Source organism: Brucella sp. IR073, from assembly GCF_049065735.1.
Taxonomy (GTDB): Bacteria; Pseudomonadota; Alphaproteobacteria; order Rhizobiales; family Rhizobiaceae; genus Paramesorhizobium.
This window is the reverse complement of the sequence record NZ_JBAKHD010000005.1, coordinates 461998-481249: the sequence shown is the minus strand read 5'-3', so window position 1 is coordinate 481249 and position 19252 is coordinate 461998. Positions and strand designations below refer to the sequence as shown.

The following is a 19252-nucleotide window of genomic DNA, read 5'->3' as shown; positions in this document are numbered from 1 at the left end:
GCGAAGACGAGCGGCAGCCCGGTTTCGATCACCTGCCTGATCGCCGTCTGATGGCGCACCTCCACCTTGCCGCGATAATAGGGCGAGCCATTGGGCACGAGCAGGATTTCCGCCCCGCTTTCGGCGAGCGTCTCGCAGACGCCGAGATCACCCCAGATATCTTCGCAGATGGGAATGCCGAGCCGCACGCTGCGGAAATTGACCGGCCCCGGCAAGGCGCCGGGCTGGAACACGCGCTTCTCATCGAACTCGCCATAATTGGGCAGGTCCACCTTGAAACGCTCGGCGATCACCTCGCCGCCATCGAGCACCATAACCGAATTATGGAGGCCGCTCCCGCGCCGCAATGGCGTGCCGATGATGACGCCCGGCCCGCCATCCGCCGTGTCGGCGGCGAACTCCCGCACCGCCCTCTCGCAGGCGGCAGTGAAAGCCGGGCGCAGCACCAGATCTTCAGGCGGATAGCCTGACATGAAAAGCTCGGTGAAGAGCACGATATCCGCCTTCTGCCGCGCGGCGTCGGCGCGTATGTCGCGCGCCTTGGCGAGATTGCCATTTATGTCGCCAAGCACGGGATTGAACTGGGCTACGGCGATGCGAAGTATATCGGGAGAGGATGTCTTCTGGGTCATGGCCAAGCTTTACCGCGCGGGTTGGAGAGTCGCAATCAAGCTTATTGATATATAGCGATGAAAAGCGCGTAGCCCCACACCCCTGCCGCCAGAATGATCGAAATCAGCACCGCCAGCGAGCCGCAATCCTTGGCGATCTGGATATCCTCGTGGAATTCCCGTGAAAACGCGTTGCACGCCGCCTCGATGCCGGTGTTCAGCACCTCGATCATGATCAGGAATAGAATAGCCCCGATCATGAGCATGAACATCAGCGCATCGGGCGCGATATAGAACGCGACCGGAATGGATATAACCAACAGCGCCAGCTCCTGCTGCACCGCCTTTTCATGGCGCGCCAGATATTTGAGCGCCCGCATTGAATTGATGAATGCAAGCCAGATGCGATGCATGTCTATCCCCCGGCAATGTCGGGGGACAGGCTAAGCGATTCTTGGCTCGATTAAATGACGGAGCCTTTCAGGCGGACGCTGCGCGTCCCCTCCCTGCGCAAATGGATGATTTGCGCGGTGAGGCCCACGATGAGAATAACGAGGAGGCTCGCTTGCGCGCCCAGCAGGACCGGCGAGTGCAGATCGGTTACGAAGGGGTGACCGTCAGGAACCCGGCGCAGGGTTTCGCTAACGGTCGGCACCATCAGCAGAAAGGCCGTGAGGCTGAGAAAGACCGTTTCCAGATATCTGCCCGCTCGTCCGAGGCTGGAAATATGGCCCACGCCATATCCCGCAAGCAGCAGGAAGATCGTTACCGCGCCGATGGCGTAACTCACCGGCTGATGCGCAACGAGGAACACCGTTGCCGCCCCGATCAGCATCGAGACAAGGTAAACGGCCCCCGGCGTTGACCGCGGCACGATCCGTCCATGCCGGGCGAACATATATATGGCCAGTGGAATGGCAGGCAGGCTGCCGAGCGTGTGCACCCAGCCGATCGGTGAAATTCCAAACATTCCTGATTTCCTCTATATTCTTCCAACTAGTAGATAGGCTAAAAAGGCAAACGATGCTGGCTATTCCAACCGCCTGATCAGTGCGGAGCGAGGCGCGCCAAAACGGCGTCCGTCACGACGCCGAATATCTTGGGGTCGCCATAGGCCCGCGCCGAAAGCATCGCGCCGTGAACCGTCGCCATGAACGCTTCTGCCTCGGCGCGAGGCGTAGATGACAGCTGGAGTTGCCCCTGCTGCGCCCCGCGCTCCAGGACGGATGTCAGCCAGTCCGAGAGGGTACGGAAATGCGCCCGAACCTCAACGCCGATCTCCTCGGGCAGAACAGGGAGCTGGCTTGCCAGCAGCGCACAGACGCAAAGCGGGGCGCTGGCATCCGCGATACATGCCTGCCAATAGCCGGTGTAGGAGCGAAGCTGCGCGAGCGGGTCGGAAACCTGAGCTTCGAGATCTGCTAACCCCGCTTCCGCTTCTTCCCTGTACCGCGCGACGAGCGTCCGCACCAGGTCGGCCTTGCTGGGAAAATGATGGTGGATGCTCGCCTTGCGAATTCCGACCACATCCGCAATGTCAGCATAGCTGAAACCATTATAGCCGCCAGCGATAATAAGAGACCGCGCGCAGGCCAGAATGTCGTCGGACGTCGTTGATAAATTGCTCATGCCTCAACCTACCTACTAGTAGGCAGCATGTCAAGTCAGGCACGGAGAGTGGTTCCGGCTTCCGTCACTCCCGCTGGGGCAAGCCGTCATCAATGCCATAGTAATCGCCTTTGTCGGCGGTGAAGATATGCATCTCGCCATGAAGCCCGCTCGGCTTGTCGAATGCGCCCGCCAGGACGGATAGATCACCGCTACCGTTCCGCTTCCAGAACAGCACCGAGCCGCAAATCCTGCAGAAACCCCGCCGCGCTTTCTCGCTCGACTGATACCAGCTGATGTTCTCCGCGCCGTCGATGCGTATGTCATCGTCGGCCACATTGGTGGCGGCAAAATAATGCCCCGACTGTTTGCGGCATTGCGTGCAATGACAATAGAGAATGCCGCGCAGCGGACCGTTCGTTTCGAACCGCACCGCTCCGCACAGACATGATCCCGCGTGACGCTCGTTTTCGGACAATTTCTTCCTCCCTAGATAAAATGTAACAGGGCGGAAGCATAACTCCCGCCCTGCCCTGCAGATCGACGAAATCCGAAGAAATCTCAGCCGTTTGCGACCAGCTTCTGCGGCTGTGTATCGCGCTCCTTCTTGAGCAACTCCGCCACGAGGAACGCCAGTTCCAGCGCCTGGTCGGCGTTGAGGCGCGGGTCGCAATGGGTGTGGTAGCGGTCGGAAAGATCGTCCGCGGAGATAGCCCGCGCGCCCCCGGTGCATTCGGTGACGTTCTTGCCCGTCATCTCGATATGGATGCCGCCGGGATAGCTCCCCTCGCCGCGATGGACGGCAAAGAAGGTTTCCACCTCTTTGAGGATCCGGTCGAAGGGCCGGGTCTTGTAGCCATTGGCGGTGATCGTGTTGCCATGCATCGGATCGCACGACCATACCACCTTGCGCCCTTCCTTCTGCACGGCGCGGATGAGCTTCGGCAGGTGGTCTGCCACCTTGTCATAGCCGAAACGCGCGATCAGAGTCAGCCGTCCCGGCTGGTTCTCGGGATTGAGCGTGTCGATGAGCTTGAGGAGGTCATCCGGCTCCAGCGACGGGCCGCATTTGAGGCCGAGCGGGTTCTTGATGCCGCTGCAATATTCCACATGCGCGTGATCCGCCTGGCGGGTGCGGTCGCCGATCCAGATCATGTGGCCGGACGTGCCGTACCAGTCGCCGGAGGTGGAATCGACGCGCGTCAGCGCCTCTTCATAGCCGAGCAGCAACGCCTCATGGCTGGTGTAGAAATCGGTCTCGCGCAAGGCGGCATTGCTTTCCGATGTGATGCCGATGGACCGCATGAAATCCATCGTCTCGGAAATGCGCTTGGCCAGCGCCTCGTAACGCTCGCCCTGCGGGCTGTTGCCGACGAAGCCAAGCATCCACTGATGCACATTTTCGAGATTGGCGTAGCCGCCCTGGGCGAAAGCGCGCAGAAGGTTGAGCGTCGCCGCGGACTGGCGATAGGCCATATCCTGCCGGTTCGGGTCGGGAATACGCGACGCCGGCTCGAAATCGATGCCGTTGATGATATCGCCGCGATAGGCCGGCAGCTCGACGCCGTCCTTAACCTCGACATCCGACGAGCGCGGCTTGGCGAACTGCCCGGCAATGCGCCCCACCTTAACGACCGGCTTCGAGCCGCCGAAGGTCAGCACGACCGCCATCTGCAGGAACACGCGGAAGAAGTCGCGGATATTGTCCGCGCCATGCTCGGCGAAGCTCTCGGCGCAATCCCCGCCCTGCAGCAGAAATGCGCGTCCTTCGGCGACTTCACCCAGCTGCCGGGTAAGCTTGCGCGCCTCGCCTGCAAAAACGAGCGGCGGATAAGAACGAAGACGAGACTCCACATCGGCCAGCGCCTGCGCGTCCGGATAGGACGGCACCTGCTTGATCGGCTTGGTCCTCCAGGATTGCGGTGTCCAGTTCTTCGTCATTATAGCACCTGTTTATGGAATAGGTTTACACCTCCGTACCGGAGGGTACGGAGGTTGCGCCTCTATAAAGGAAAATTAAGAGATATTCTAGGCCGGATGACGGAAGACAGCCGATGGAATTGCAGGCTGTTACACATCGATTGTGATAGGTTACACATCCAATATTGCCATCCCGCATACATTGCCCCCATTGCTCCTGGGGCTTGGCGGCTTCGGGACTAGCGTCCCGTCATTCCGATTGATTTGATAAATATAAACAAGTCCATCACTGGAAGGCGCGTAAAGATATTGACCGTCAGGCTCTATCCCGAGCGTCCAGATCCCAGCCCCGCATGGTTTTTGATCGGATTGCACCAGCAAACCGTCAGCCCCAATACGATAGGAGATGATGACGTATGAATGGTCTGCAATGGCCGACACGAACAGATATTTGCCCTCGGGACACGCCACGCAAGGGCCGTGGCTTGTCATCTGCGCCACTGGCCCCAATGGCTGGAACCGGCCGGCGCCGACTGTGGATCCGGCAATGGAATTGATATTGCTATGTGTGATGTAGGAAAAATCCCCCTGCGGAGTAGCGGCGAGCGCGATGCCTATTCCGTCGCTGCTTATCGAACTGCCCGCATAATTCAGGAACCCGGATTCATCGATCTCAAAGGAAGCGATCTTCGTTTTTCCACAAGGAGTCGTATAGAGCGCATAGACGCAGGGAACCGGACGTGACGGATGCCCGCCTGCCCCATCTTCCGCGACGATTTCGAACAAAGAAATGGTATCGATAGCAAGATCGGCGGGTAACGGGGTGAGCGGATCGCCAAGAAACTCAATGGAGCCGGACTCCGAGAAACGATATCCGCTTATTTCAGAACCAGTTACGCCACGATTGACGATGTAGACGAAATAAGAATCCGTTCCGTACCACCACAGGGCGATGATATCTTGAGGAGACGACCCTACCCCGTCACAATAATATGTAACTCGCTCTGTCAAAGACCCGTCATTTTCAACATGATAGACACTTATGCCCTGGCAGGCTTCAGCCCCGGCGGGCGTGGTGCTGATAACAAACAGATAATTATCACCGCCTGCGAACCTTGAGGCATTGGAATAGGCGATATCGACTGCATTTATACAGGAAACGGGCTCTCCGAGGGTCGATAGCGAGCCATCCGATTGCATTACATAACGGTAAATAAGCCCATACTCCAGCGCATAAAAAAACTTCGGCATATTACGCCCTCTAAATATGTAAACATCATAATATTCTTTATACCCGCAATATTACGAACAATATCTACACGCCGCAGGATCACCTTCAGATTGCCACGGGCGGCCACCGCGGTCAAGATGTGCGAACCGCAAGAGGATGTGGCTGGAGTCATACCTGCTTCAGCAAACGGCTCTTGCGCCGTCCTCATACTCGACTGGATATGCAATCGAGTATAAGAAGGCGGAGCCGACGTTTACACACGCTTTCCGTTCACGATCCGGTAGGTCGGCTGGTACATCGTGACGAACTCTTCGGCCGCCGTCGGATGCACTGCCATGGTGCGGTCGAAATCGTCCTTCGTGGCGCCTGATTTCAGCGCGATGGCGATGAGCTGCGCCATTTCGCCAGCATCGGGGCCGAGGATATGCGCCCCAAGCACCTTGCGGCTGAGACCGTCCACCACCAGCTTCGTCAGCATCTTCTCCTGCCGCCCTGAGAGCGTGTTCTTCATCGGGCGGAAATGCGCGCGGTAGATTTCCACCTGCGCATATTTCTCCGCCGCCTCTTCTTCCGACAGGCCGACCGTACCGATCTCCGGCTGCGAGAACACGGCGGTGGCGATGAGCTCGTGGTCGGGCTTGGTCGGATTGTTCTTGAACGCTGTTTCCAGGAAGCACATGGCCTCGTGGATCGCTACCGGCGTCAGTTGCACGCGGTTGGTAACGTCACCCACAGCCCAGATGTTGGGAACATTGGTGCGAGAATATTCGTCGACCCGCACCGCGCCGACAACGTCAGTCTCGACGCCAGCCGCTTCCAGCCCAAGCCCTTCCGTATTGGGAATGCGGCCAAGCGCCAGCATCACCTGATCGGCGAGCAGGATTTCGCCGCCTGAGAGTACCACATCCAACCGCCGATCGCTGCGTCGCGATACCCGTTCGAACACCTCGCCGCAGAGAATGCGGATACCCTTGGCCTCCATCGCCTCATGGAGAAGGCGGCGCAGATCGCCATCGAAGCGCTGCAGAATCTCCCGGCCCCGGTAGACAAGCGTCGTCTCCACGCCAAGCCCATGGAAGATATTGGCGAACTCGACCGCGATATAGCCACCGCCGGCGATGACGATCGACTTCGGCAGTTCGGCCAGATGGAACGCCTCGTTGGAATTGATGCAGAGCTCGTGCCCCGGCAGCGCCGCATGCGGGTTGGGCCGCGCCCCTGTGGCAATCAGAATCTGCTCCGCCGTCACCCTCTTGCGCGAAGAGACGATCTCGACCGTATGATCATCCACCAGAATCGCGCGGCTATCGAATATCTCGACCTTCGAGTTCATCAGGCCGGCACGGTAAATCCCTTCCAGCCGGTCGATTTCCTTGTCCTTGTTGGCGATCAGCGTCGGCCAGTCGAAACTGGATTCCCCGACCTTCCAGCCATAGCCGGCGGCATCCTCGAAATCCTCGCTGAATTGGGACGCATAGACGAATAGCTTCTTCGGCACGCAGCCCCTGATGACGCAGGTGCCGCCCATGCGGTATTCTTCTGCGAGCCCCACGCGCTTTCCCATGGCCCCCGCCAGCCGCCCGGCACGTACACCGCCGGAACCGCCGCCGATGACAAAGAGATCATAATCGTAAGCTGCCATGAAAACCCCGCGAGACTCTAAAAACTAGATTCGCGAGCAGACATATAGGTTTGAACGCAAATAAAAAAGCCCGGCTTGAGACCGGGCTTTCAATGTCGCGTGAGAAGGCGGCCTATTGCTTCGGCGGTGCGGCCGGCTGCGGCTGGGCATCTTCCACCTTGGCGAGCGTCTCACCAACCGACTGCGCCAGGTCGCGTGCAATGCCGTTCTGCCAGATATTGGCCGCCCGGAGGACTTCGCGGGTGACGATCGGCCCTTCGGCGATCAGCTTCTTGCCCGCCGGCGATTCATAGAAGGCGGAGATGGCCTTCAGTTCGTCTTCGGAGAAGGATTTCGCATAGGCCCGCGCGGCTTCCGTCTCGAGATCCGCCCGGCGTGCGGCGAGCGCCAGCGCCTTCTCATCCACGGTCTTGGTGATCACGTCTTCCAGGTTCGGGTCCTTCTGGATCAGCTCGGCCTTCAGCGCCTGCGCGGCGCGCGGCAGGATGGCGTCGAACTGTTCCGTTGCATCGATGGCGGCAATTGCCTGACGCGCCGCAGCGAGATGGGATTCCGAGATTTCCTGCGCAGAAGCCGCACTGACGCCCGCGATCATCGCAAGCGCCGCGAGCGGCGCAACCAAACAGCGAAAACCAGTTGCCTGGGTCATATGGTCATTACTCCGTTGTCTCTCAGCATGGTCCGAAAAATTGCAGACTTTTCGGACAAGGCCATGCGTTTAAACTCTAGCATGGTCCCGTAAAGTTGCAGACTTTTCGGGCGAGGCCATGCGCTAAACTACAGTCAGTGTGCGGATGCCGCCAGCGCCGGCAATGATCGCGGCGCTTGCCAGCCCCAGGAAAAGCCCATGCTCCACCACGCCGGGAACGGCAAATAAAGCACAAGACAAAGCATTTGAATTGGGAATGCGGCCAAAAGATGCATCCAGGATATAGTGTCCCCCATCCGTAACGAAGGGCTCTCCATCCTTTAACCGCAACGTCACCGGTCCGGCAAGGCCGAGTTCAGCTGCAGCGCGGATAATAGCAATTTTCGTCGTCTCAAGACCGAATGGATTAACCTCGATGGGAAGCGGGAACCGTCCGAGCGTCTCCACCACCTTGGTTTCGTCGGCGATCACGATCATCTTTTCAGCCGCGGCGGCGACGATTTTCTCGCGCAGCAGCGCCCCGCCCCCGCCCTTGATCAAGGATAACGAGGCGTCCACCTCGTCCGTACCGTCGATGGCAAGGTCGAGTTCCGGCGTTTCATCTAGTGTCGTCAGCGGTACGCCGAGCTCGCGGCAGAGCCTGGCGGTGCGTTCGGAGGTCGGCACGCCGATGATCTCAAGGCCGCCCACCACCTTTTCGGCCAGCAGCCGCACGAACTCCTCAGCCGTGGAACCGGTGCCGATGCCGAGCCGCATCCCATCGCGCACGAATTCAAGCGCAGCGGCTGCCGCCTCGATCTTCTGCTTGCGCGCATCCATATCGCTTTCCCTTCCCCGCCAACAGCTGATTTGCGTTGCATCTATCACGCGAATTGAAATGCACAAAGCCTTGTTTTGCAGCCTGATCGGACCTTTCTCTTCGCCAAACCTTGAGCAAAGAGGATCGATCCGGTACTTACTTTGTACCCCAACATGGACTCAACGATGACAAAGCCAATTGTCGTGTTCGACCTCGACGGAACGCTGGTCGACACAGCCCCCGATCTCCTCGATAGCCTCAACTATTGCCTGAGCCAGTCGGGGCTGGACCGGGTAGACCCGCTGGCGCTCCGCCGTTTCGTCGGTCAGGGCGCGCGGGTAATGATCGAGCGCGCCTTCGAGGCGCAGCAAAAGCAGCTCTCGCCCGAGCAGCTCGACTGGCTGGTCGGGTTGTTTCTGGAGCATTATGGCGGACACATGCCCGGCGAGTCGCAATTTTTCGACGGCGCTGTCGCCATGATGGACCGGCTCGCCGCATCGGGCTTTATGCTTGCCGTCTGCACCAACAAGTTCGAAGCCCTCGCCCGCAAGCTTCTGAGCGAACTCGGTGAAGCCGATCGCTTCGCCGCGATCTGCGGCGGCGACACATTCGCCATTCGCAAGCCAGACCCCCGCCATATCGTGGAAACCATCCTGCGCGCCGGCGGCGACCCGGCCCGGGCCATCATGGTGGGCGATAGCCGGGCGGACATCGACGCCGCCAAAGCGGCCGGCATTCCCGTCATCGCGGTCGATTTCGGCTATACGGATCTGCCCGTCTCGACCTTCGAGCCGAGCCGTATCATCTCGCACTATGATGAGCTGACGCTGGAGATGGCGCAGGAATTGCTCATGGCGGCGGCAGCATAGGAGCTGAAAATGAAACCGCTTCCTGCCCTTATTGTGCCCATCCTCACTAGTATGGCGACTATCGGCACGTCTTTTGCCGATGAAAACCCCACCCTTCCCGGTGTGCAAGCGCCCAAGCCCATCGTCACCGCGCCTCCTCCCGAGCCGGACCGCATGACCGATCCTTCAAAGCCGAACACATTTCGCATCGGCAATACGGACGTGACGATATCGGGTGATATTACCGTGGATGTCGGGACGATGAAATCGCCTCGGAAATAATCAGCGCTCCACTCGTAAAGATTGACATAGCAGCGTGATGTTGTTATTAATAACAACATGGGGGCACAGCTTGTCGTACGAAGGCACAAAAAGGTCGATGACACGACTTTTTACGAAGTTGTCATCTGGCATTTGCCTCGTCCTGTTCTCGGATGCACGCATTATTACAAGTACAGGCTTGCTCTCGTCCAGGACGATAAATGCATTTTGCGTTACGATAATGAGCGAGGGAAAGGAGATCACCGGCATATTGGAAGCCGGGAAGAAGCCTTTGAATTCACATCGCTGAAAGCACTTTTTTCTGCCTTTCGTGCGGATATGAAAAGGATGCTGAAATGACAACGTTACTTGTGCGTATCGCCACGGACGATGATATCTTGGCCCGCATTCTCGAGGCAGAGCGGCGTGTATTGGCTGGCGACAAAACATTTGAAGCCGTTCCCGAATACAATTTCGAGTCCTATGACGACATGCACCAGACCCTCTCGCCCTCGCGCCTCACCATCCTCACGACGCTGGCGGGCCAAGGGCCGCTGTCGATCCGGGAAGTCGCACGTCGCGTCGGGCGCGATATACAGGCCGTGCATCGCGATGTGACAATGCTCATTAAGATAGGCATGATCGACCGTACAGATAAGGGAGTCGAGTTCCCCTATACCCGCATTCATTTCGAATATGATGTGGAAGCGGCGGCGTGACGCCTGAAAGCGAATAGAGCAAAATAGTCATTCCCTACCCCTTCCGTAGAAAAAATGCAGCGCTTTCTTCCAAAAGCGCTGCATGAAGGATCAGCCGTTGACCGCGTCCTTAAGGCCCTTGCCGGCCGAGAACTTCGGCACGTTGCGGGCGGGGATCGCCACTTCCTTGCCGGTCGAGGGGTTGCGGCCCGTCGAGGCGGCGCGGTGAGAAACGGAGAAAACGCCGAAGCCCGGAAGACGCACATCGCCGCCAGCCTTCAGCGCAGCGGTAACCGACTCGAGGACGGCATCGACAGCCGAAGCCGCATCGGTCTTCGTCAGGCCGGCCTTTTCCGCAACCGCGGCAACCAATTCGTTCTTGTTCATAGGGGCATTTCCTTTCTTTTATTTGCCGGGTCTTGCGACTCGACCGGCATGGGCGGGAGTTTATTCGAATCATCCCCGACGCCAAGCCACGCAAGCCCAAAAAGCCCGGAAATCCGGGGTTAAACACAGAAATGCCGGGCTTTTTGCCCGGCATTTCCGTAAATTCAGGCTCGAATTTGCCTTAGTGCGCGACCGAGGCCACCGTATCCTCGTCCGCCACGCCGGGGATGGGCGCATCCGAGGCTTCCGTTTCCGACCATTCGATGGGCTCGGGCATCCGCACCAGCGCATGGCGCAGCGCCTCGCCGACACGCGAAATCGGCACGATTTCCAGATGGTTCTTCACATTATCAGGAATGTCAGCCAGATCCTTGGCGTTCTCTTCCGGGATCAGAACCTTGGTGATGCCGGCGCGCAGAGCGGCGAGCAGCTTCTCCTTGAGGCCGCCGATGGGCAGCACCCTGCCCCTGAGCGTGATTTCGCCCGTCATCGCCACATCCTTGCGCACGGGAATGCCCGTAAGGATGGAGACGATTGCGGTCGCCATCGCCACGCCCGCCGAAGGGCCATCCTTCGGCGTCGCGCCTTCCGGCACGTGGACGTGGATATCGCGCTTGTCGAACACCGGCGGCTCGATGCCGAAATCGACCGCCCGCGAGCGGACATAGGATGCCGCTGCCGAGATCGATTCCTTCATCACGTCGCGCAGATTGCCCGTCACCGTCATGCGGCCCTTGCCGGGCATCATGACGCCTTCGATGGTCAGGATTTCACCGCCCACCTCGGTCCAGGCAAGCCCTGTGACGACGCCGAGCTGGTCCTCGCCCTCGATCTGGCCATACCGGAACCGCTCCACACCGAGATAATCGGCGAGGTTTTCTTCCGTGATAACAACCGATTTCTTCTTGGTCTTGAGGATTTCGGTGACGGCCTTGCGCGCCAGCTTCATCAGCTCGCGCTCGAGGCTGCGCACGCCCGCTTCCCGAGTATAGAGGCGGATGATGGCGCGGATCGCGTCATCGCTGACCGAGAATTCCTTCGGCTGCAGCGCATGGTCGCGGATCGCCTTCGGCAGCAGGTGCCGCTTGCTGATCTCCAGCTTCTCGTCTTCGGTGTAACCGGCGATGCGGATGATTTCCATACGGTCCATCAGCGGACCGGGGATATTCAGGCTGTTCGCCGTCGTTACGAACATCACGTTCGAGAGGTCGTATTCCACCTCCAGATAGTGGTCCATGAAGGTCGAGTTCTGCTCGGGATCCAACACCTCGAGGAGCGCCGATGACGGATCGCCACGGAAGTCCTGCCCCATCTTGTCGATCTCGTCGAGAAGGAACAGCGGGTTAGCCTTCTTCGCCTTCTTCATCGACTGAATGACCTTGCCCGGCATCGAGCCGATATAGGTGCGGCGATGGCCGCGGATTTCCGCTTCATCCCGCACGCCGCCCAACGACATGCGGACATATTCGCGTCCCGTCGCCTTGGCGATCGACCGGGCGAGCGAGGTCTTGCCTACTCCCGGAGGGCCGACGAGGCAGATGATCGGGCCCTTGATCTTAGCCGAGCGCGCCTGCACGGCGAGATACTCGATGATGCGCTCCTTGACCTTGTCGAGGCCGAAATGCTCCTCGTCGAGCACTTCTTCCGCGTAGTTGAGGTCCTGCTTGATCTTCGACTTCTTGCCCCAGGGGATCGAGAGCAGCCAGTCGAGATAATTGCGCACGACGGTCGCTTCCGCCGACATCGGGCTCATGCTGCGCAGCTTCTTAAGCTCCGCCTGCGCCTTTTCGCGCGCTTCCTTGGTGAGCTTGGTCTTGTTGATGCGCTCTTCCAGTTCGGCAGCCTCGTCGCGACCATCCTCGCCGTCCCCGAGCTCCTTCTGGATCGCCTTCATCTGCTCGTTGAGATAATATTCGCGCTGCGTCTTCTCCATCTGCCGCTTGACGCGGCTGCGGATGCGCTTCTCCACCTGCAGCACGGAGATTTCCGCTTCCATGAAGGAAAGCGCCTTCTCCAGCCGCTCGCGGACGGAGAGAAGCGACAGCATCTCCTGCTTTTCAGGGATCTTGATCGCCAGATGCGAGGCGACCGTATCGGCCAGCTTCGAATAATCCTCGATCTGGCTTGCCGCGCCGACGACTTCCGGAGAGATCTTCTTGTTGAGCTTTACGTAATTCTCGAAATCGGCCACAACCGAGCGGGCGAGCGCCTCGATCTCGACTTCATCCTCTTCCGGCTCGCCAAGCACCTGGGCATAGGCTTCGTGATAATCCTCACGATCCGTGAAATGGCTGATCTTGGCCCGCGCCGTTCCCTCGACCAGCACCTTGACCGTGCCATCGGGAAGCTTCAGCAATTGCAGCACATTGGCGATGGTGCCGACGTCAAAGATCGCGTCGGAGGCAGGATCGTCATCGGCGGCGTTCTTCTGCGTCGCCAGCAGGATCTGCTTGTCCACGCCCATCACTTCCTCGAGCGCGCGGATCGATTTTTCCCGTCCCACGAAGAGCGGAACGATCATATGCGGGAAGACCACAATATCGCGCAGCGGCAGAACGGCATAAAGCCCATCATTGCCACTCGCCGAAGTCTTCTTTTCAATGCCCGTCATCATCAGTCCTTTCTTGAGCATGATCTGAGAAGTTGCAGACTTCCAGGTAAGATCATGCGCCAAAACAATAGGCTTTCGGCCCGATTGCCACGTTTGTGCTCCCTGAAACCGTCATTGGCAAGTCACAAACATGCTTCAAAATCCTAGTTGGCGACCCGGTAGGTTCAATTCAAGTGACGACACGATTTAGTGTCGGTTCTTCGTGTACGTTCGCGCAACCGGCTCCCCCTCCGCGCTCACCCCCCTCTGCCCTGCCGGGCATCTCCCCCCCTCAAGGGGGGAGATTACGCCTTCATCAAACGTCGGCACAATCGCCAAACGATGGAGAATGAAGCCGTCAGCGGTGTCAGCCAATCTCCCCCCTTGAGGGGGAGATGCCCGGCAGGGCAGAGGGGGGTATTCACATGCATCCACTCGTCACGAAAAAGGGCCGCCACCGCAGCCCTTCCCGTTTTATCACCGCTTGTCATGGGAAAGGCTTACGCCGAGGCGTTGCCCTTTTCCTCATGCCGTTCCGAGTAGATGTAAAGCGGGCGGGCATTGCCATCCACCACATCGCCGGAGATCACCACCTCCTGCACGCCATCGAGCGTCGGCAGGTCGAACATGGTGTCGAGCAGGATCTTCTCCATGATCGAGCGCAGTCCGCGCGCGCCGGTCTTGCGCTCCACCGCCTTGTTGGCGATGGCGCGAAGCGCGTCCTCGTGGAAGGTCAGCTCGATATTCTCCATCTCGAACAGCCGCTGATACTGCTTGACCAGCGCGTTCTTCGGCTCGGACAGGATCTGCACCAGCGCGTCGATGTCGAGGTCTTCCAGCGTCGCGATGACGGGCAGACGGCCGACGAATTCGGGGATAAGGCCGAATTTCAACAGGTCCTCCGGCTCCAGCTCCCGGAAGATTTCGCCAACGCGGCGATCATCCGGCGCCTTGACGTTGGCGCCGAAGCCGATGGACGTCTTCTCGCCGCGCGCGGAGATGATCTTGTCGAGACCTGCGAATGCGCCGCCGCAGATGAAGAGGATGTTGGTCGTGTCTACCTGCAGGAATTCCTGCTGTGGATGCTTGCGTCCGCCCTGCGGCGGAACGGAGGCGACCGTGCCTTCCATGATCTTCAAAAGCGCCTGCTGGACGCCCTCGCCCGACACGTCGCGGGTGATCGAGGGATTGTCCGACTTGCGGCTGATCTTGTCCACCTCGTCGATATAGACGATGCCGCGCTGCGCCCGCTCGACATTGTAGTCGGCGGCCTGCAGCAGCTTGAGGATGATGTTTTCCACATCCTCACCGACATAGCCGGCTTCCGTCAGCGTCGTCGCGTCGGCCATGGTGAACGGCACGTCGATGATGCGGGCGAGCGTCTGAGCGAGATAGGTCTTACCGCAACCGGTCGGCCCGACGAGCAGGATGTTGGACTTCGCCAGTTCCACCTCGTTGTTCTTCGACTGGTGCGCCAGCCGCTTGTAATGATTGTGCACCGCCACGGAAAGAACCCGCTTCGCATGGTTCTGCCCGATGACGTAATCATTGAGGACGGCCATGATCTCCTGCGGCGTGGGCACGCCCTCGCGGGACTTCACCATCGAGGATTTGTTTTCCTCGCGGATGATGTCCATGCAAAGCTCGACGCACTCATCGCAGATGAAGACGGTCGGACCGGCAATCAGCTTGCGGACTTCATGCTGGCTTTTTCCGCAAAACGAGCAATAGAGCGTATTCTTCGAATCGCCACCATTGTTGCTGACTTTGCTCATCGCAGTTTCCTTTCAAAATCGGCCGCACCGCTATAAACGATGCTACCGCAAACCCGTTGCCCTGCTCGGTATCCCGACCGAAAAACACCGATCACCTGGGCAACCCTCTCAAAATCAACCTGCCGCGGAAGCCTTTGTCAATCAAACGAACTGAATCCGAATGGCGACGGCGTTTCCAGCATTTCTCCAGGCTAGGCCGATGAAACCCAATTTTCACTTAACGTAACGACTGCCGCGCCATGCACAAGCCCGAAGGATAGCAATTTTGTGACATTATAGCCGCACTTCCGGTGCAGAGATGCACCGGAAGGTTGCCGGCTTCGGTCATTTGGCTCGAAAAGGCTTATTTCGCCACACCCTCGATCACTTCCCGCGATTCGATGACCTTGTCGATGAGGCCGAAATCCTTCGATTCCTCCGCCGTCATGAAATGGTCGCGGTCCAGCGTACGCTCAATCGTGTCATAATCACGACCGGTATGCTTCACATAAATCTCATTGAGCCTGCGCTTCAGCTTGATGATGTCCTGCGCGTGGCGCTCGATATCCGAAGCCTGCCCTTGGAAACCGCCCGAGGGCTGGTGAAGCATGATGCGCGCATTCGGCAGCGCATAGCGCATACCCGTCGCCCCCGCCGTCAGAAGTAACGAGCCCATGGAAGCGGCCTGTCCCATGCAGAGCGTGGAGACGGGCGGGCGGATGAACTGCATCGTGTCGTAGATCGACATGCCCGACGTCACCACGCCGCCGGGCGAGTTGATGTAGAGGTTGATCTCCTTCTTCGGGTTCTCCGCTTCAAGGAACAGAAGCTGCGCGCAGACCAGCGACGCCATGCCGTCCTCGATCGGCCCCGTGATGAAGATGATGCGTTCCTTGAGCAACCTCGAGAATATGTCATAGGCCCGCTCGCCGCGATTGGTCTGCTCGACGACCATCGGCACAAGGTTCATGGCTGTTTCGATCGGGTCTCTCATGGGGGCCTCTAAATGTCTGGAGATTGCCTGTGGATATCGCAGTCCGGAACCGGCTGCAAATCGGATTCGTGATCGTCCCATACATAAGGTGACGCATGGCGGTTCCGCAAGATGGGAAACCGGTAAAGCCCTCTCCGCCGTCATTCTTGGGGTTGACCTCATTTTATTGCAGTGCACTAATGCTGCAACGCAGCAATGCCAACATCCCGGGGATGCTCTCGCATGAACAGGATTGATGAGCTGGAAGGCTTGCGCGGGCTTCTCGCGGTCTGGGTGGTTGCCGTCCACCTGCTCCCGGCCGCAGGGATCGAGCCTCATTCGTTCGGCATATTCGCGCCGCTCTTCGGCGAACTCATCCGCGTGCAGATATTCTGCATCATGAGCGGCTTCGTCATTTTCATGATGATGGCCAAGCTGCAGGAGAGCTATCCCGTCTATCTCGCACGTCGCGTGAAGCGCATCTACCCGGTTTTCATCCTGGCCTTCGTTCTGTCTATCCTGATGTCGGGCATCGCTTATGAAGCGCTGAAGGCAGCCGAATATGGCGGCGCGCGCAACGCTCTACGGCTGAAGCTTTTCGAAGACAGCTTCGCGCATTGGCCTTATCACGTGCTGGCCCACGCAACGCTCACCCACGGCATCATCCCTGAACACTGGCTGCCGAACGGCGCCTATGCCTTTCTTGGGCAGGCATGGAATATCTCCACGGAATTCCAGTTCTACGTGATCGCGCCGCTCGTCTTCTGGTGCCTGCACCGTCCCAGCCTTCTGCTGCGAGGTTTGCTGGTCGCGGGGCTTTTCACCGTCTGGTGGCTATTCCGCAAATGGCCGAACAATGCCGACCTCGCGCAATACGCCGTTTATTTCGCCACTGGCATTGTGAGCTACTACGCCTGGAAGCGCGACTGGTCGGACCGGCGCTTCTTCAACCCGGCAACGGTGATCCTCGCCTCCGCCCTCATGTGCTGGCTGGACTTCGCACTTGCGGGATGGATTTTTGTCTTCGGCTCGGCGCTGATCGTTCGCGACCAGAACCGCCCCACCGGTTATGTCGCAAGCCTTCTCCAGCACCCAATCATGCTCTGGCTCGGCGCGATTTCCTATTCGCTCTATCTCCTCCACATGATCCCGCTTTATTTCTGGATGTATGTCATCAATGGCTTCCACCTCGGACAGGCGTCCTACGCCCTCCTGCTGACGACACTGACCTTCGCCACTGCGATACCCATGTCCTTCCTCTGCAACAAATATGTCGAGAGCGTCTTCTATAAATCCAAGACACACCGCCGGCCGGCAGCGGCCACAGCCCTGGAGGCGCCAGTAAATATCCCCCGTTAACCCAAAGCGCTTCCCGACAGGTTGCCGTTCCCGCGCATGGCGTTAAATTGACATTTCAAATCAGTCGATTGGATCGTCCGTGCGCCTCGAAATGCAAAAGTTCGACGTAGGCAGGCTGCGCCTGCGAGCCCTTGCTGTCCTGCGCATTCTCAATGCGCGCGGCGTCGCCATCGTGCTGCTCGCCTGCATCGTCGGCGTCTTCGCCGGGGCGGGGGTGATGCTGATCGGCTGGATCGTGAGCCAGTTGCACAGCCTCCTCTACGCCATCCCCGAGGGCGAGCGCCTGTCGGGCACCTACGCCCTTGCCAGCCGCCACATGGCGTTCGTGCCAGTCATCGGCGGCATCCTGATGGGGCTCACCATTTATTTCGTCCGCCGCCGCAAGCTGCGCCACCCCATCGACCCGATCGAAGCCAACGCGCTCTATGGCGGGCGCATGTCGATGACCGACACGCTGATCGTCGCCGTGCAGACGATCCTGTCCAGCGGCTTCGGCGCATCGGTTGGGCTGGAAGCGGCCTATACGCAGGTCGGCTCCGGCATAGCCTCCAAGATCGCCGCCTTCCTGAATCTGCGCCGGGGGGATGTCCGGCTGCTCGTCGGCTGCGGCGCGGGCGGGGCCATTGCCGCCGCCTTCGGTGCGCCGCTGACCGGCGCGTTCTACGGCTTCGAGCTGATTGTCGGCATCTACACGGTGGCGAACGTGGCTCCCATGATGGCGGCCGCCGTCTCCGCCACGCTGGTCGCCGGCTATCTCGGCGCGCCGCCCTTCCCCATCGAACTCGGGCCGCTACCCCCGATGGACGCGCGGCAATATCTGCCCTTCCTCATCCTCGGCCTTACCGCCGGCGGGCTCTCCATCGCCATCATGCATCTGGTGACGGTGGTCGAGCGCCTGTTCACCAAGCTCGCGATCAGCAACACCCTGCGTCCCGCCATCGGCGGCTGCCTGCTGGGGCTGCTTGCGCTCCTCACCCCGCAGGTACTCTCCAGCGGCCATGGCGCACTGCACCGGGAACTGACGATGGATTATGGATTGGTCGTCATCATCGTGCTTTTCCTCCTGAAGGTCCTCGCATCGGCCATCTCGCTCGGATCGGGTTTTCGCGGCGGCCTGTTCTTCGCGTCCCTATTCCTCGGCGCGCTGGCAGGCAAGATTTTCGCCGGCATCATGACCATCCTCTTTCCGGCTATGAGCATCGACCCGACCGTCGCAGCGGTTGTCGGCATGACGTCACTGGCGGTTGGCGTCGTCGGCGGCCCGCTGACCATGGCCTTCCTCGCCCTTGAATCCACAGGCAATCTCGAGCTTACCGGCGTCGTGCTGGCGGCGGCCATCATGTCGGCCATGCTGGTGCGGGAAACCTTCGGCTACTCCTTCTCAACCTGGCGCTTCCATTTGCGCGGCGAAACCATCCGCAGCGCGCAGGACATCGGCTGGATGCGGAGCCTGACCGTCGGGCGCATGATGCGCAAGGATATCCGCACCGTGTCGAGCGGCCTGACGGTCGCGGAATTCCGCAAGGAAATACCGCTCGGCTCCGTCCAGCGCGTCATCGCCACGGAGCCCGGCAAGGTCTATGCCGGCATCCTGATCGTTGCCGAGGTCCACGCCCTGCCGCCTGCCCCCGAGGAACAGGAAAAGCCTGTCTCGGAATTGCTCAAATACCGCGACGCGATGCTCCGGCCCGCGATGAATGTGAAGGAAGCCGCCGAGCTTTTTTCCCGGTCCGGCAGCGAAGAGCTTGCCGTCGTCGACGATTTCACCCACCGCAAGGTGCAGGGCCTGCTCACGGAAGGCTATCTTCTGCGGCGCTACGCCGAAGAACTGGACAAGGCCAGAAAGGATATGTCGGGAGAGCGCTGAAAAATACCCGGTCTGGATAATGAGAAGCACGCTTCTATATAAGTCCAGATAGAAA

Annotated in this window: 21 protein-coding genes; 7 read left to right on the top strand and 14 right to left on the bottom strand. The window is 59.4% G+C overall.

The genetic code is table 11. The annotated features are described in order from the left end of the window. From ACOWVG_RS14235 to rpiA, 10 genes are all read right to left on the bottom strand, one after another. Nucleotides 1–632 (bottom strand): nitrilase-related carbon-nitrogen hydrolase (locus ACOWVG_RS14235; RefSeq protein WP_420962883.1); only part of this gene is annotated, 632 nt, incomplete at its 3' end. Between the two features lie 41 nt (nucleotides 633–673). Continuing rightward, on the bottom strand, nucleotides 674–1024 hold the full coding sequence (locus ACOWVG_RS14230) for a diacylglycerol kinase (RefSeq protein WP_420962882.1): 351 nt from the start codon (nucleotides 1022–1024) through the stop codon (nucleotides 674–676). A 50-nt stretch (nucleotides 1025–1074) separates the two neighbouring features. After that, nucleotides 1075–1581 carry a hypothetical protein gene (locus tag ACOWVG_RS14225; RefSeq protein WP_420962881.1) on the bottom strand — a complete coding sequence of 169 codons (507 nt, stop codon included), beginning with the start codon at nucleotides 1579–1581 and terminating at the stop codon, nucleotides 1075–1077. Between the two features lie 77 nt (nucleotides 1582–1658). After that, the gene (locus tag ACOWVG_RS14220; protein ID WP_420962880.1) at nucleotides 1659–2240 is read right to left on the bottom strand and encodes a TetR/AcrR family transcriptional regulator; all 582 of its coding nucleotides are present in this window, start codon (nucleotides 2238–2240) and stop codon (nucleotides 1659–1661) included. Between the two features lie 64 nt (nucleotides 2241–2304). Further along, nucleotides 2305–2697, bottom strand: a complete 393-nt coding sequence (locus ACOWVG_RS14215; protein ID WP_420962879.1) for a GFA family protein — start codon at nucleotides 2695–2697, stop codon at nucleotides 2305–2307. Nucleotides 2698–2780: 83 nt separating this feature from the next. Further along, nucleotides 2781–4160 (bottom strand): class II 3-deoxy-7-phosphoheptulonate synthase, encoded by a 1380-nt coding sequence (locus ACOWVG_RS14210; RefSeq protein WP_420962878.1) that lies wholly within the window; start codon nucleotides 4158–4160, stop codon nucleotides 2781–2783. A 150-nt stretch (nucleotides 4161–4310) separates the two neighbouring features. Then, nucleotides 4311–5390: a hypothetical protein gene (locus ACOWVG_RS14205; protein ID WP_420962877.1), complete on the bottom strand. Its 1080-nt coding sequence runs from the start codon at nucleotides 5388–5390 to the stop codon at nucleotides 4311–4313. A 233-nt stretch (nucleotides 5391–5623) separates the two neighbouring features. Next, entirely contained in the window at nucleotides 5624–7012 is a 1389-nt protein-coding gene (gene gor, locus ACOWVG_RS14200; protein ID WP_420962876.1) for a glutathione-disulfide reductase, read from the bottom strand. A gap of 112 nt (nucleotides 7013–7124) precedes the next feature. Beyond that, nucleotides 7125–7661 carry a DUF2059 domain-containing protein gene (locus ACOWVG_RS14195; RefSeq protein ID WP_420962875.1) on the bottom strand — a complete coding sequence of 179 codons (537 nt, stop codon included), beginning with the start codon at nucleotides 7659–7661 and terminating at the stop codon, nucleotides 7125–7127. Nucleotides 7662–7784: 123 nt separating this feature from the next. Next, the gene (gene rpiA, locus ACOWVG_RS14190; RefSeq protein ID WP_420962874.1) at nucleotides 7785–8480 is read right to left on the bottom strand and encodes a ribose-5-phosphate isomerase RpiA; all 696 of its coding nucleotides are present in this window, start codon (nucleotides 8478–8480) and stop codon (nucleotides 7785–7787) included. Between the two features lie 153 nt (nucleotides 8481–8633). On the opposite strand from rpiA, the gene ACOWVG_RS14185 reads away from it, so the two are divergent. From ACOWVG_RS14185 to ACOWVG_RS14170, 4 genes are read left to right on the top strand one after another with little or no spacing between them, the layout of a single operon-like run. Then, complete coding sequence (locus ACOWVG_RS14185; protein ID WP_420962873.1) at nucleotides 8634–9329, top strand: HAD family hydrolase; 696 nt, start codon at nucleotides 8634–8636, stop codon at nucleotides 9327–9329. Nucleotides 9330–9338: 9 nt separating this feature from the next. Continuing rightward, complete coding sequence (locus ACOWVG_RS14180) at nucleotides 9339–9590, top strand: hypothetical protein (protein WP_420962872.1); 252 nt, start codon at nucleotides 9339–9341, stop codon at nucleotides 9588–9590. A gap of 57 nt (nucleotides 9591–9647) precedes the next feature. Continuing rightward, nucleotides 9648–9929 carry a toxin-antitoxin system TumE family protein gene (locus tag ACOWVG_RS14175; RefSeq protein WP_420962871.1) on the top strand — a complete coding sequence of 94 codons (282 nt, stop codon included), beginning with the start codon at nucleotides 9648–9650 and terminating at the stop codon, nucleotides 9927–9929. Further along, the gene (locus ACOWVG_RS14170) at nucleotides 9926–10288 is read left to right on the top strand and encodes a MarR family transcriptional regulator (protein ID WP_420962870.1); all 363 of its coding nucleotides are present in this window, start codon (nucleotides 9926–9928) and stop codon (nucleotides 10286–10288) included. Before ACOWVG_RS14175 ends, ACOWVG_RS14170 begins: the two co-directional genes overlap by 4 nt. A gap of 90 nt (nucleotides 10289–10378) precedes the next feature. Here the strand turns inward: ACOWVG_RS14170 and ACOWVG_RS14165 are convergent, their stop codons facing one another. Together ACOWVG_RS14165 and lon are read right to left on the bottom strand one after the other, a co-directional pair. Further along, nucleotides 10379–10654 carry an HU family DNA-binding protein gene (locus tag ACOWVG_RS14165; RefSeq protein WP_420962869.1) on the bottom strand — a complete coding sequence of 92 codons (276 nt, stop codon included), beginning with the start codon at nucleotides 10652–10654 and terminating at the stop codon, nucleotides 10379–10381. A 181-nt stretch (nucleotides 10655–10835) separates the two neighbouring features. Continuing rightward, nucleotides 10836–13157, bottom strand: coding sequence for an endopeptidase La (lon, locus tag ACOWVG_RS14160; RefSeq protein ID WP_420962868.1), 2322 nt, complete (start codon nucleotides 13155–13157; stop codon nucleotides 10836–10838). On the opposite strand from lon, the gene ACOWVG_RS14155 reads away from it, so the two are divergent. Beyond that, nucleotides 13105–13218 (top strand): hypothetical protein, encoded by a 114-nt coding sequence (locus tag ACOWVG_RS14155; protein ID WP_373288562.1) that lies wholly within the window; start codon nucleotides 13105–13107, stop codon nucleotides 13216–13218. The two genes, lon and ACOWVG_RS14155, sit on opposite strands and share 53 nt — an antisense overlap. 526 nt (nucleotides 13219–13744) lie before the next feature. Here the strand turns inward: ACOWVG_RS14155 and clpX are convergent. Together clpX and clpP are read right to left on the bottom strand one after the other, a co-directional pair. Then, on the bottom strand, nucleotides 13745–15019 hold the full coding sequence (clpX, locus tag ACOWVG_RS14150; RefSeq protein ID WP_420962867.1) for an ATP-dependent Clp protease ATP-binding subunit ClpX: 1275 nt from the start codon (nucleotides 15017–15019) through the stop codon (nucleotides 13745–13747). A 343-nt stretch (nucleotides 15020–15362) separates the two neighbouring features. Then, entirely contained in the window at nucleotides 15363–15992 is a 630-nt protein-coding gene (gene clpP / locus ACOWVG_RS14145; protein ID WP_420962866.1) for an ATP-dependent Clp endopeptidase proteolytic subunit ClpP, read from the bottom strand. Nucleotides 15993–16214: 222 nt separating this feature from the next. Here clpP and ACOWVG_RS14140 point away from each other — a divergent pair, with 222 nt between their 5' ends. Both ACOWVG_RS14140 and ACOWVG_RS14135 read left to right on the top strand, forming a co-directional pair. Next, nucleotides 16215–17330, top strand: coding sequence for an acyltransferase family protein (locus ACOWVG_RS14140; RefSeq protein WP_420962865.1), 1116 nt, complete (start codon nucleotides 16215–16217; stop codon nucleotides 17328–17330). A 91-nt stretch (nucleotides 17331–17421) separates the two neighbouring features. Then, the gene (locus ACOWVG_RS14135) at nucleotides 17422–19197 is read left to right on the top strand and encodes a chloride channel protein (RefSeq protein WP_420962864.1); all 1776 of its coding nucleotides are present in this window, start codon (nucleotides 17422–17424) and stop codon (nucleotides 19195–19197) included. The last annotated feature ends 55 nt before the right edge of the window (nucleotides 19198–19252 follow it).